Raw genomic sequence first — 13,988 nt, 5'->3', positions numbered from 1 at the left:
CAGTTTCAAAATTTAAATTAGTACATAAAACTACTTACTTTTTATTCTTGGAGCTATTCGGTTTAGGCTTTGGTTTAGATTTCGCCCTTTTTTTAGCATTCGCGTTCGATTTAGTATTGGCTGTTTCCTTTGCTTTCATCTTTTTTCGTATTCCGCTCAAGGCCGTTCTCAACTCGTTTATATGCATTTCCAAATCTTTATTCGGTTTAAAACCTTCACCTTTTGTTCCGGTGGCAACGTTTAGGGCATGGGTTAAAAAGCTGAGATGTTCCAGCTCGGTTACTTTTTTGGCATCGCTCCCCGCCTTTCGCCATATTGTATTAAAATTCTGAATAACCTTTGTCCATTTTGGTTCTATTTCCTCATCTTTAATTAAAAAGAGCAAACATAGATCTATGTTTAGGGAAGCTATTAAATCCCAATAGTCCAAATCGTCGTCATTCGATTTTTCCACTAACTTTTTCTCCAATTCGCTAAGCTGTTCTTTTGCTTCGGAAAAGGTTCTCAATTTGTATTTTTTCTTCGCTACCGTAAACTCCCCACCGTCACTTACAGCTTCATTAAAAACCAATAAACAGGCCAGTTCAATCGCATTGACCAAAGAGTAAATTTTATTCGAATTAAACTTATGGTTATACGCCCTTTCGTAATGTGAATATGCCGCTTTATAGGCACTAACGCGCTTTTTTAAGTCGGGGGCTAACATGGCCAAACGCTTATAGGCGCTACCTAAAAGATTGTGGCGTTCGGCGGTTTCGCCTGCAATTAACAACACGGTAAGGTCGTTAATTACGCCTTCCGTATTCTCGTAAGCCTCCATTATAGCATCTTTGGAAGCATTTTCGTTTTCAAAAATATTGCGGATATACAGTTTAGACCGCGTATTACAGTATTTTTCCATACAAGAAAAAGAGAAATCTGCCTGCTCCATTTTAAGAAGTTCCTCGAAATTTCCAGTGGCTTCCACATACATTGCCAATTCCTGATATATTTTGGCTACTCTTTCAACTATTTGCGGTGTTCGCGTAACGTCCCTATTTACAGCCGTCATTATGGTATTTAGATCGGCTAAATGATTTTTGCCAGCACTCGTTGCCATCTGTAATTGATTGAGCAAATTATCTAAATCTATCTCGGCCTCCTGCGGTACAATATAGCTTGGCGACCACGAACCTTTACTTCCGGATATACCTTTTAATTTAAAAAATGGATCTCCGTAACATTGGTATGCCCCCCAAGTATTGTTGCCCGGATGTTTTTCATAGATGTAATTTCGGGCATTCTTTACGGCATCGCCAAAATTATCGCCGGCAAACATACTGCTGTAAAATGTTTGTGCAAAATCTAATGCGGCTGCATCATTTACCGCCCAACCTGCAGCAATTACAGCCTTTACCCCTATGCTAATAAGTTGCGTACCTATATTGGCCGCCAACTTATACCTGTCTTGATAAAAACGCTCCTCTTCGGCATTGGTATAACCTAAATGGCAACAGTTTACAAAAACCAGCTCGGGTACAACGGGCATTTGCTGGATTTCGAATACAGTTAAAAATATATCCTTTCCTATAACCATCCCTGATTTTTTTGGAGATTTTGGATTAAAAACACCGTGTCCCGCTAAATGTATAATTGTATAATCATTACAGAAAAAATTCTTAACAATACTTTCGGCATTTGTACCGATAAGCTGAGTAGTAGGATACCCTACATTTTCCAAAGTATCCTTTACCACCATTCCCTCTTCTTTTGCCCCGGGCAATTGCGAGATAAACCCGTTTAAAATAGGATCGGCAATTATTAATGCCCCCTTCTCGGCAACGCGTTTAATATTAATCCTGTAATCTTTGGTAGACAGTTGCCGTATCATTCCGGCATTTATGCAAAGTGGCTTGGCATTGGTAGTATTATCTTGAAGCAATTCCCAAGGGTAGGATGCCGTTTCGGTATCGAGTATCCAGGAAATATTGCCTTTTCGTTTAAGCTTTTCTTTTAAATTATTCGGAATCAATAATTCAAAGAGTGTTTTTGCCGTGCAAGGCGACCATTGATTACTGCTGGACACTTCTTGAATAAACAAATCTATTAACGGGGTACTGCTGTAAAGTTCGTTCTCCTCCTCGCGCGAATCGCCCGTAGATGAACCAAAAATCATACTGGCAGGTTCTCCGGTTTGCTCGTTCGCTTTTTTGTGCTTAACGGTAATTCGGTTCCACCAATCTTCTGCCGTATCCAGTGGCGTTCTCTTCTTTATGCCCAATAAATTTTTAATGCGTTTGCTACCGAGTATAATATTATATGTGGTATTTTCTTTATGTGCTATTTTGTTTAGCACATACATACAATTAAGCGCTTTACTCGCATATAGTTCTACTATTTCAATATATTGAACGGTTCTATAGCCATCATCGCCCAGTAATTTAATCTTTTCATTGGCACGGTTTACCCCGTCTATAATGGCTTTAAGTGACCCTTCAACCGAGAGGCCGCCATAACCTGTAGCAATTATTAAGGACGAAATTCCTATTCCCCTTTTGGGAATTATACTACCACGCAGACTCAATAAATAATTGAGAACACCTTGCTCTATAGATTTTGAAAGTTGAAAGGAAGTAAGCTGGTCTGGCTCTCCAAGCCCCACTATTATTGCGCCTTCAAAATCGCTGTTTTTCGTTTTTCCGAAAATTGCATTGGTGCCAATTTCTCCGGGATAAAGCCCCAATCTGTGTTTGGATGTTAAATTTCCCTGTAAATAATGATCTATAGACCTTTCAGCATAAAGCACACCATCGTTTAAGAAATGGCCGGCAATTACCGGATATGAAGCATAGCGCAAATCGCCATTGCTAACCGTAACGGTAACGGGAATTTGGCTTCCTACAGCTTCCGATTCGTCTGCGAGACCCAAAATGGTTTTTTCCAATCCGGCTTCCGAAAGATCAAAATCTATATCCGGTTCGGCTCTAAATATTTTTTCTTCTCCCCGTAACAAGGGCTTGGTATTCTGTATTAAATTTGTTTGCCCCGTACTCAGTATTTCCTCTATGGCGTTAAACAAATCTGGTTCATTCGCCAATGCCCCGTGGGTTACACGCGAATAATAAACGGCATTTGCCTCGATAAGCTGCTTAGGAATCCCCGATGCCCAGGTTACGCTTTGATCTCCCTCACTGGTAAACAGAAAATACAATTGCTTTTTTGGCGGTAGTTTATCTAAATAATACCCACAGGGAGTCATTTTATCCTTTCCAGCAATATATACCATACTCGAATAATCTATGGCATCGCGTTTACTTAAGATGTTATCACGGTATTTTTTGAAATATTCCAAATCCGATTTAAGCGGTAAAGGCCAATTGCTTTTACCGAAATACGTTCGCATATTTTCCCAAGTTTCCATTTTTGCGAAATCGTTTTTGGGGTCGGTAGTTAAGGGTAATAAGGCTAAAATTCCGGGGAATTTCGAAAACATTTTCAGCAACCTCTTTTTTGAATGAAATAAATCTAACTTGCTCAACTTCTTAATAATGGGGTCCTCCCCAAAAATCACCGATGGAATTCTAAACGAACCCCCGAGTGGCGAACCCAGATAAAGCATTCTAAAGCCTTTGGTTGCTTTTAATTCCTGCCAGGTATCGTCGTGATTAATTATAAAGTCGCGTACCAAAACCCCGCCCATAGAATGCCCGATGATTTTAATGGGTTGCCCAATTTTCATCAACCCCTTAATATTTGTATTGAATTCGCTCGCACACTCCGGTAACGGTTTTCTCCAATCAAACGGATACACCACTACATCGTATTTGCCGGATAGCCATTTGTACAACTTGTAATATGAAGTTTTTACAACTGAATCTGCAACAATTTTATTTACATTGGAATATCCAAGGTTTAACAATCCACCGCTGAGAATTCGCCCGTAATGAAGCCAAATTTCCTTATCTTTTTGGGTAAGGTTGGAGCCCATAATACCGGGAAGCATTACTACAATAGGTTTTGTACCCGAAGGGGGCGTTGGCGACGGATATAACTCTCCAGATTCTATTAGCGCTCTATCGCTGCCGGGGATTTGGTTTTGTGGAATACATTTAAAACCGGGTATTAGCTGTCCTTCCGCAGTCTTTAAAACCAAGTTTATCGCTTCGCGGGTTTTCTTGTTTTCAAAATATTTTACGTGGTTTACATCGGCACCTTGATCAAAGAAATACTGAATATTATCTTTCCGTTTGGCTCCCAAATACATAGAATCTGTATTCACTACCAAATCATTTCGTTGCCAGTAAAACAACTTTCCAAGGATTACAAAAAGTCCCTGCCCCGAAAAACTCACCCTCCCATTTCCCGAAATAATTGCTAGTGGTTCCCCGTTAATTGCATTTTCGGGCGAAGGATCGTTTAATATTTTAATAAAAGGCGATTCGGGCCTTTGGGCTTCCAATCCCGGTAGTACGTTTACATCGTCCTTGCTTTCCACGGCGGCAGAGAGCAGTTCTTTTAAAACATCACCAAATGCCCCGCCAACAATGTTTATTAAATTGAAAAAAACATTTAAAATATGGTCCAATCTCTTTGAAGCGAGTTTTGTACCCGCAGCCGGACAGCCAACCCTGATAAACTTGGCGACGGTAATTTTTTTATCCTTAAAAATCCGATTGAGCGCTTCAATATTTTTAATGTCTTCTTCCCTATCATCCTCTTGCTCCAAAAGTGAAATATGGGTATTGTTAAACCCGATAGCAGCGGCATCGTTATTATTGCTGTATTTATTCAAAATATCGCCAACAATTCCACCCCTAGAATGGGTAAGCATATGTACCACCGAATTATCAGGCAGCATTTTGGCTAATTTTACAGCGTTTAATAAAGGGCTCTCAGTTAACGTTCTATGTTGAAATGCCAAAACGTTTTTCCCGTACTGTTCATGCAAGGTGTCCCAAACCGGCGCCCCCTTTAAGTCCTGAAACGCTCCAAAAGTGTCTGAATTTGTTCCGTGAATAAAGAGAAAAAAGGGCCTGTTGGAAGGTTTTCCATCAAAAGTGCCAAATTTAAAATCTCGATTCACCGTAAATAGTGCGGCGCCTGTACTTAAAAATTTGGCAGGAAGAATATCGCTGTTTACTTCATTTTGCAAATGCTTATCTTCCAGTTTTTTCGCGAGCTCCACCACTCCTTTTCCTATGGTTTTTTTCGCAAATACCTTTAACAGCTTTAAAGCAATCTTACCAATAATTCCACGTTCGGTCGCTGGAGTTTCCACCGAATCCGGGAGCACAAAAATTTCGGGTTGGGCATCGCGGCTTCCGGGAGGTTTTAAGGCAGGATCGAGCTCCGGAAAAACTTCGTGCATAGTTGATGCATCGCACATCCAAGACGTGCCATCTGCCAAAACCAATTGCAACAGTTTATCGTTTGCTTCTAAATGTACTTCATGTTGGTTGGAGGCATCCCTATTTGTGGTCTGTAGATTATAAACAATTGCTCCCTCTTCGTCGGTTTCCCTATTGCCGTAAACTACAAGTTTTTTAAGTGGTTCCATAGTATTGCGTATTGGTTTAGTTGTAAATTTTGTAACTGCTTCTTCAATAAAACACTTATTATTTCACCTATAACACTCAAAAACAGATTGATATAGGTATGCAAAATAATTAATACATTAATTGTTTTTGCGTTAAGTTATTGATTGTAAGTGCTTTAAATACTTCAAAAAGCATTGAGTGAGGAGATTAAAAAGTTACGATAATTTTTGAAACCTGAAAATAATTTCTCTATCCAGCTTTAGCAAACAGATAATCCTTCTTTTTGATTTTGAAATAATTACAGCGGACAATTAAATTTTCACTATATTTTCAGTACTCTTTTAAAAAATATCAATTATGAAATTCAACCTTTTGTATATCGCGGTGCTTGCATTTTTAACCTCTTGCGGCCAACCAAAAAAGAAAAACGATGTGGCTTTAATTACTGAACCACAATCGTATAAAATTGAAGAAGTGGTAAAAAACCTCAATAACCCTTGGGGAATGACGTGGTTGCCGGATGGTAGTATGTTAATTACCGAAAAGGACGGAAGGCTAATTCATTTTAAAAACAATTCAAAAACAGAAATAGCTAATGTGCCAGAGGTTTATAATAGCGGACAAGGTGGATTGCTCGATATAGAATTGCATCCAAATTACAGCGAAAATGGTTGGATTTATATTACATACGCCTCTGTGGCAGGGCCCAGAAAAGGCGGTCACACAGCTTTAATACGCTGCAAATTGGAAAATAATTCCCTTGTAAATATTGAAACCCTCTATAAAGCCGAACCCAATACAACGGCGGGGCAACACTTTGGCTCGCGCATTGAGTTTGACAATGATGGTTTTGTCTATTTCTCCATTGGCGAACGCGGGGAACGGGAAGTAAACCCGCAAGACATAACACGCGATGGCGGAAAAATATACAGATTAAATGATGATGGGAGTATTCCAGAGGACAATCCATTTTACAACGAGCCGAATGCAAAAAAAGCAATCTTTACCTACGGAAACCGCAATCCGCAGGGAATGGCAAAACATCCCGAAACTGGCAAAATCTGGATGCACGAACACGGACCAAAAGGCGGCGACGAAATTAATATTGTAAAAAAAGGCGCAAATTACGGCTGGATGGAAGTTACTTACGGCGTTAATTACAGTGGCACTAAAATTACCGACGAAAAAACCAGACCCGGCATTGAACCCCCTATTTATTATTGGGTACCCTCCATTGCTCCCTGCGGAATGGATTTTGTTACAGGCAGTAAATACCCCGCGTGGGAAGGGAAGTTATTAGTAGGCTCCTTAAAATTCGCTTATGTTGAATTACTTACTTTAGACGGCGAAAAAGTAACAAATCGTGAAAAAATCGCACAGGATATCGGACGCGTCAGAAATGTAAAAGTGGGGCCTGATGGATTAATCTATATTGCCGTTGAAGGGCAGGGGATTTTTAGATTGATTCCCGAGTAGTTTTAAACCTCGAATTCACGAATTATTTATTAGAATATTCGTGAATTCGCGGCTTATTACATTTTATTTCTTAGCTCCCTTTTTTCTTTTTCTATAAAAGTCAAAAGCAAACCAACCAATTACCGCTATTACAAAATACATTAAATACGAAACTGGTTTCCCACTACCGCCAACAGTGGTAAAAAGCCGCTCCCAACGTACTTTCTTGTTTACGCCATCCCAGCTCATCCATACAAAAACAGGCTTGCCCACCACGTGATTAAACGGTACAAAGCCCCACGTACGGGCATCTTCACTGTTGTTTCGGTTGTCGCCCATCATCCAGTAGTAATTCATTTTAAAAGTGTAATTTGTAAGTGGGTTTCCGTTTAGCAAAACTTGGTTTCCATTTTGCGTAATTTTATTGTTTATTCCCAATTCACTTCCTTCATAAACTTCAATTACCCGTCTGTATAACGGCAGTGTTTCCGGAGTAATGGCCACAGTAGCGCCTTTCTTCGGAATATACAACGGACCAAAAAAGTCGTTGTTCCACGGATAGTTAGGGTTATTTGGGAAAATACCTTGATCCCATTCATCTTTTTCACCGCGGAAACGGGACACATTAACCACATTCGGATTGTTCTTCAACATCTTTAACGATTCATCCGAAATCCCACCAAAGCGGTAGGTATTATTTCCGAAGCCGTACCTATCGGTAATATCGTAACGGTTGTATAACATTTCAGGATTTAGCTGACTGTTCACTTGCACGTCATAACTAAACTGTAGCTTCGCCCTATCTGGCAACTCGTTTTGCTTTCCGTTAATAAAAACATAGCCATCACGTACTTCCAAAGAATCGCCGGGAAGCCCTACGCATCGCTTTACGTAATTCGATTTTTTATCAATAGGCTTGTAATAATATTTTCCGTCGCCATACTGCTGAAAGGCATTCACCGTATCTACAGGCCAGTTAAAAACTACAATATCATTCCGCTTTATATCCTGAAACCCGGGCAGCCTAAAATAGGGAATTTGGGGCTCCGATAAATACGATTTTGTATGTATTACAGGAATGGTATCGTGAACCATCGGGAATGCAATTGGCGTCATGGGCGTACGCGCACCGTAATGAAACTTACTTACGAAGAGAAAGTCGCCAACCAACAGTGTTTTCTCCAAGGAAGAGGTAGGAATGGTAAATGGCTGCATTACATAGGTATGCACAATGGTTGCGGCAACTACCGCAAACAAAATAGAACTTACCCACTCTCCTGTTGACGTTCGGGGTTTTAAACTTCTATCGCTAATGTGTGTTACTTTTTGAGTGTAGTTGATGTAGTAGATATACAATCCAAAAGTTACAAGTCCTAAAATAGTATCGGTAGTAGAATTACGGCCAAAACTGCGCAAGGTTTCTACCCAAACCACTGGGAACATTATTAAATTTACAATGGGAACAAAAAGTAAAATTGTCCACCACCACGGACGGTTAATGATTTTCATTAAAACCACAGCATTGTACACGGGTACTCCGGCTTCCCAAGCTTTTCTATCTGCTATTTGGTACAACTTCCACGTTCCAGCAAAATGGATTACCTGAACTATTATAAAAAACACAAACCATTCTGTCCAACTCATTATTTAGTATTTATTCTTTATTATTATTTTTTATTGAAATTCAATTCGGCTTCGATACAAATTTCTGATTTACTTCGCAAACAGAAATTTACCCAGCCACATAATTCATCAATCAAAAATCAACAATCGTTAATCCTCAATCAAAAATCATTAATCTCCAATCGTTAATCCCCAATCAACAATCAAAAATCGTTAATCCACAATCGTTATTCTCCAATCAACAATCAAAAATCACCAATCAACAATCGTTAATCCTCAATCGTTAATCCTCAATCCCAAGCACATCCTTCATTGTAAATATTCCCTTTTTGTCCTTTAAAAACTCCGCTGCCAAAATAGCGCCCTTTGCAAATCCGTCGCGACTGTGTGCTACGTGTTCTAACGAAATAGCGTCTATTGTTGAATTGTAACTAACAGTATGCGTACCTTTTACATCTTCTTCCCGTTTGGCAGTGATTTTTAAACTTTTTTCGTCGGAAGAATCTAACTGCCAATCGCGTTTATCGCTGTGTTTTAAAATCCCTTCGGCTATTGTAATTGCCGTGCCACTGGGCGCATCTTTCTTTTCGGTATGATGAATTTCCTCAACCGAAACATCGTATTCCTTCCAAGGGGCCATTAGTTTTGCTGCGTATTCGTTAATACTGAAAAAAAGATTTACCCCAACACTAAAGTTGGACGCCGAAATAAAACTTCCGTTACGACTTTCACATAAGTTTACCATTTCGTCATATCTCGCAAGCCATCCCGTAGTGCCAGACACTACCGGTATTCCTGCTTCCAATGCTTTTGAAATATTGCTAACCGCCGCCTCGGGTGCCGAAAACTCAATGGCAACATCGGCTTCCTTAAAATTTCCTTCAGAAGAATCAATCGTACTTTTAAAAACCACCGAATGCCCGTTTTCCAAAGCCAATTTCTCAATGACTTTACCCATTTTACCATAACCGAGAAGTGCTATTTTCATAATTTAAATACTTAATGACGAATAAATTACAGCTTAAAAAATACGTATCACCCGTATTCTCTACTCTTTACTCTATATTCTCTATTCTTTCATCTTTACTCTTTATTCTTTCATCTTTCATCTTTACTCTTTATTCTTTATTCTTTCATCTTTATCCTTTTCTCTCTATTCCATTTTTACTTAAAACGATACGTTAGCGACATTCCATACTGCGGTTTCGCATTAAATTCGTTATAATTAAAGTTGGGACGCAATGAAAGATCCTCACTTACTTCATATTGCTTTAAATGGGCATCAACGTTGGCATCAACCACATTTAATAAATAGAATGCAATGGTGACGATTACACTAATGCTTTTGTTTTTTTGCGCAGACTTCTGCGCATTTATGAGCCGATCATTAGATATACCTTGAAACTCATCGTCGGTATAACCGGCCAGTCTGCGTTTATACGCATCTCTAAACCGGTTGTAATCGTCGTCTTGCTGTTTGTAGAAGTAAACTCCCGCCGCCATTCCTGCGTAGATAATAGGAATTTTCCAATATTTCTTGTTGTAGGCCTGTCCCAATCCTGGTACAACGGCAGAATAAAATGCCGCTTTTGCCGGCGCTAAAGGCCTATATTCATCTTTTGCCGAAATAGTATCGTTAACCACGATTGCCTTTGCTTCATTTTTAACCGTCAAAGAATCTGAGGTCTGCGCAAACAGCGAGGTGGCGAAGAATGTAAAGAGAATATATAGAAAGTTATTTTTCACTTTTTATTAGCTTCAAAATACGTTCGAAGTCTTCTTGGCTTTTAAAAGGAACTACTAATTGCCCTTTACCCGACTTAGAAACTTTTATCGCTACCGATGTCTCAAAAAGATCGGTTAGTTCCCTTTTTGCTTTTTTTGCAAATGGAGGCGCGCTCGCTTTCTGCGGTTTTGAATTCTCCTTCGGGTTTTTATAACCGCGTACCAAAGCCTCAGTGTCGCGCACGGATAAATTTTGACTTAAAATCTTTTCATAAATATCTAACTGATCGCTTAAGTCTTCAACGTTTATAAGTGCCCGCCCGTGCCCCATACTTATAAAGCCATCGCGCATTCCGGTTTGGATTATTGGGTCTAGTTTTAGTAAACGTAGGTAGTTGGCAATTGTAGATCGGTTTTTTCCAACGCGATCGCTCAATTCTTCCTGGGTAACACTAATTTCTTCGATTAATCGTTGGTACGAAAGTGCAATTTCAATAGGGTCTAAATCTTGTCTTTGGATGTTTTCAACCAAAGCCATTTCCAAAGATTCTTGATCGTTTGCAATCCGAATATAAGCTGGAATGGTTTCCAGTCCCACCAATTTTGAAGCGCGAAAACGGCGTTCCCCACTTACCAATTGGTATTTGTTAAAATCTAATTTGCGAACTGTAATAGGCTGAATTACGCCGAGTTCTTTTATAGACGAAGCCAATTCGCGAAGCGATTCTTCATTAAAACTGGTTCGCGGTTGAAAGGGATTTACTTCTATACTGCCCAAATCTAGCTCTACGATACTCCCAACAACTTTGTCGGCGTTTTTATCGGCTACAGATTTTATATCATTAGTCGGGTCTTTCAACAAAGCTGAAAGTCCGCGGCCTAATGCTTGTTTTTTGGTCGCTTTCGCCATTTATTCTATTTCGTTTTTCTTTATTAACTCCTGCGCCAAACTTAAGTAATTGTCGGCTCCTTTACTCGAAGCATCGTAACTAATAATGCTTTCGCCATAACTGGGCGCTTCACTTAAACGCACATTGCGCTGAATGATTGTTTCAAAAACCATTTCGTCAAAGTGCTTTTTTACCTCATCAACAACTTGGTTGGAAAGTCGCAACCGCTGGTCGTACATAGTAAGCAACAACCCTTCAATATCAAGACCTACGTTGTGTATTTTTTGAACACTCTTAATAGTGTTTAAAAGTTTTCCGAGGCCCTCCAAAGCAAAGTACTCGCATTGTATTGGAATAATTACCGAATCTGCTGCGGTTAAGGCATTTAAGGTTAACAATCCCAAAGATGGGGCGCAATCTATTAGTATGTAATCGTAATCTGCTTTTAATGCTTCTACAGCATTTTTTAGCATATATTCCCGATTTTCCACATCTACCAATTCTATTTCAATAGCCACCAAATCTATATGCGACGGAATTAAATCTAAATTGGGTGAATTGGTAGCAACAATAGCTTCTTTTGCCGAAGCACTGTGCTCGAGTAATTGATATGTGCCAATTTCAACCCCCTCTACATCAATACCCAGACCGGAGGTGGCATTGGCTTGCGGATCTGCATCTATAAGTAAAACCTTCCTTTCCAAAACGCCCAATGAGGCCGCTAAATTTACTGAGGTCGTTGTTTTGCCAACACCTCCTTTTTGGTTTGCAATTGCAATTATTTTACCCATTAATTTACTTGCGATTTTAGCAGATAAAAGTACAATTAATTATGTGGATAGAAAATCATTTTTGTTAACATGAAGTGAACACTGCCCTTTCCAGAAAATTTCAAACTTTAAATCTCTAAATTCCAAGTAAATTTCAATATGCTATATCCACAAATTTTGGCGTTCTTTCCAAATTATAAAAATGGTTATTTAATGCTGAGAATGTAAACTATAAGATGAACTATTTCGATTTCTTTTCACGAATCATCGCTTCCAGCATATCCCACATTTGTTGCGGTACTTCTTCTAAAAGATTCATCTGTCCTGCGCCCTTTAGCCATTCGCCACCGTCTATTACAACCACTTCACCATTTATATATGCTGAAAAATCGGAGACTAAATAAGCCGCAAGATTTGCTAATTCCTGATGTTCGCCTACACGTTTTACAGGCACCTTTTTCGCAGGATTGAATTTTTCTTTTAAATCGCCCGGAAGCAATCGGTCCCAAGCGCCCTTTGTAGGAAATGGCCCCGGTGCAATAGCGTTAAATCGAATGCCGTATTTTGCCCACTCAACTGCCAAAGAACGCGTTAATGCCAAAACACCAGCCTTTGCAGTTGCACTTGGCACCACGTAAGCCGACCCCGTAAAAGCATAGGTAGTAACTATGTTTAAAACCGTTTTATTGGTTTCTTTTTTATCAATCCAATGTTTCCCAAAAGCTAGGGTACAGTTTTTTGTTCCTTTTAAAACAATGTCTATTATAGTATCGAAAGCATTTGCAGAAAGTCTTTCGGTTGGAGAAATAAAATTACCCGCAGCATTGTTTAACAATACGTCCACAGTGCCAAATTCTTCAATTGCGGCTGCTACCATGGCCTCTACTTCGTCATAATTTCGCACATCGCATTGTACCGGCAACACTTTTCCGCCAGTAGCATCTTCGAGTTCCTTTTTTACGGTTTGTAGCTTTTCTAAATTGCGGGAAGTTATAACCACGTTGGCGCCGAGCTCCAAAAAGTAAGTTGTCATTGCTTTTCCTAACCCGCTACCGCCGCCAGTTACCACTATTGTTTTTCCTTTTAGTGCGTCGTCACGCAGCATTTTTGAAGTATAATCCATAAAATATTTTGTTTTACTGTAAAGATAAGCAGTAAAATTATGATTGAAGAATTAGTTATTAATAAATAGCGCTCCTTAAAGATTTAAAGCCAAGTTTTACCGCTAAACTTTCGCTTGTTAATGAAACTACAAAAAACAGTTTTTAAAAGGTTAAAGGGTGTGAAATTGTATTAGGTTCCTTTTAAAGTGGCTTATCTTGGAGCTATGGAAAAAATATTAGTAGCAGGTGCAAACGGCACCACAGGAAAAAAGATAATTTCAATTTTACAGCATTCTGATAAATACCAACCAATTGCAATGGTTAGAAAAGAAGAGCAAGTTTCACATTTTAAAAACGAAGGTGTGGAAACAGTTTTGGCAGATCTTGAAAAAGATGTGAGCAATACTACCAAAGGAATTGACCGCGTAATTTTTGCCGCAGGTTCAGGTGGAAAAAAAGTAAAGGAAGTTGATCAGGAAGGCGCTAAAAAATTGATGGATGCCTCTAAAAATGATGGCGTTAAGAAATTTGTAATGCTAAGCTCAATGGGTGCCGATAATCCGGAACAGGCATCTGATTTACAGGAGTATTTAAGAGCAAAACACAATGCCGATGAACATCTAAAACAATCGGGATTGCATTACGCAATTGTGCGTCCGGGTGCGCTTACAAATGATGATGGAAACGGGAAAATTGAAATAGACAATAAACTAAATAAAAGTGGCGAAATACCGCGTCGTGATGTTGCAGAAACCTTGGTAGGCTCGCTGGAAGATTCAGTTGCAAATAATAAAACTTTTGAAATTTTAAAAGGCGAAACGTATATTAAAGCGGCACTCGAAAAGATCTAAAATTTAAACCTTACCATTAAAAAAGCACCTGGTTAGTTCCAAGTGCTTTTTTTGT

At 39.3% G+C, this 13,988-nt stretch carries 9 protein-coding genes; 2 read left to right on the top strand and 7 right to left on the bottom strand.

Annotated elements, in window-relative coordinates; translation table 11 throughout:
* Positions 1 to 34: 34 nt before the first annotated feature.
* The gene (locus tag VZD24_RS00575; RefSeq protein WP_342686645.1) at positions 35 to 5,536 is read right to left on the bottom strand and encodes a CHAT domain-containing protein; all 5,502 of its coding nucleotides are present in this window, start codon (positions 5,534 to 5,536) and stop codon (positions 35 to 37) included.
* A 337-nt stretch (positions 5,537 to 5,873) separates the two neighbouring features.
* Between VZD24_RS00575 and VZD24_RS00570 the strand changes: the two genes are divergently transcribed.
* Positions 5,874 to 6,992, top strand: coding sequence for a PQQ-dependent sugar dehydrogenase (locus tag VZD24_RS00570; protein ID WP_342686646.1), 1,119 nt, complete (start codon positions 5,874 to 5,876; stop codon positions 6,990 to 6,992).
* Positions 6,993 to 7,055: 63 nt separating this feature from the next.
* Here VZD24_RS00570 and lepB read toward each other — a convergent pair whose 3' ends face one another.
* The 6 genes from lepB to VZD24_RS00540 form a co-directional block, all read right to left on the bottom strand.
* Positions 7,056 to 8,615, bottom strand: coding sequence for a signal peptidase I (lepB, locus tag VZD24_RS00565; RefSeq protein WP_342686647.1), 1,560 nt, complete (start codon positions 8,613 to 8,615; stop codon positions 7,056 to 7,058).
* A 262-nt stretch (positions 8,616 to 8,877) separates the two neighbouring features.
* On the bottom strand, positions 8,878 to 9,582 hold the full coding sequence (dapB, locus tag VZD24_RS00560) for a 4-hydroxy-tetrahydrodipicolinate reductase (protein WP_342686648.1): 705 nt from the start codon (positions 9,580 to 9,582) through the stop codon (positions 8,878 to 8,880).
* A 176-nt stretch (positions 9,583 to 9,758) separates the two neighbouring features.
* Positions 9,759 to 10,340, bottom strand: coding sequence for a DUF5683 domain-containing protein (locus tag VZD24_RS00555; protein WP_342686649.1), 582 nt, complete (start codon positions 10,338 to 10,340; stop codon positions 9,759 to 9,761).
* Complete coding sequence (locus VZD24_RS00550) at positions 10,330 to 11,229, bottom strand: ParB/RepB/Spo0J family partition protein (RefSeq protein ID WP_279447465.1); 900 nt, start codon at positions 11,227 to 11,229, stop codon at positions 10,330 to 10,332. The genes VZD24_RS00555 and VZD24_RS00550 overlap by 11 nt, the downstream gene beginning before the upstream one ends.
* On the bottom strand, positions 11,230 to 12,000 hold the full coding sequence (locus VZD24_RS00545; protein WP_279447464.1) for a ParA family protein: 771 nt from the start codon (positions 11,998 to 12,000) through the stop codon (positions 11,230 to 11,232).
* 220 nt (positions 12,001 to 12,220) lie between these two features.
* The gene (locus tag VZD24_RS00540; RefSeq protein WP_279447463.1) at positions 12,221 to 13,102 is read right to left on the bottom strand and encodes an SDR family oxidoreductase; all 882 of its coding nucleotides are present in this window, start codon (positions 13,100 to 13,102) and stop codon (positions 12,221 to 12,223) included.
* Positions 13,103 to 13,306: 204 nt separating this feature from the next.
* Between VZD24_RS00540 and VZD24_RS00535 the strand changes: the two genes are divergently transcribed.
* The gene (locus VZD24_RS00535; protein ID WP_279447462.1) at positions 13,307 to 13,933 is read left to right on the top strand and encodes an SDR family oxidoreductase; all 627 of its coding nucleotides are present in this window, start codon (positions 13,307 to 13,309) and stop codon (positions 13,931 to 13,933) included.
* The last annotated feature ends 55 nt before the right edge of the window (positions 13,934 to 13,988 follow it).

Origin of the sequence: Aequorivita flava (genome assembly GCF_038742595.1) — a bacterium.
Classification (GTDB): Bacteria; Bacteroidota; Bacteroidia; order Flavobacteriales; family Flavobacteriaceae; genus Aequorivita; species Aequorivita marisscotiae.
The sequence above is the reverse complement of the archived record's forward strand: the minus strand, read 5'-3'. Positions and strand labels throughout refer to the sequence as shown.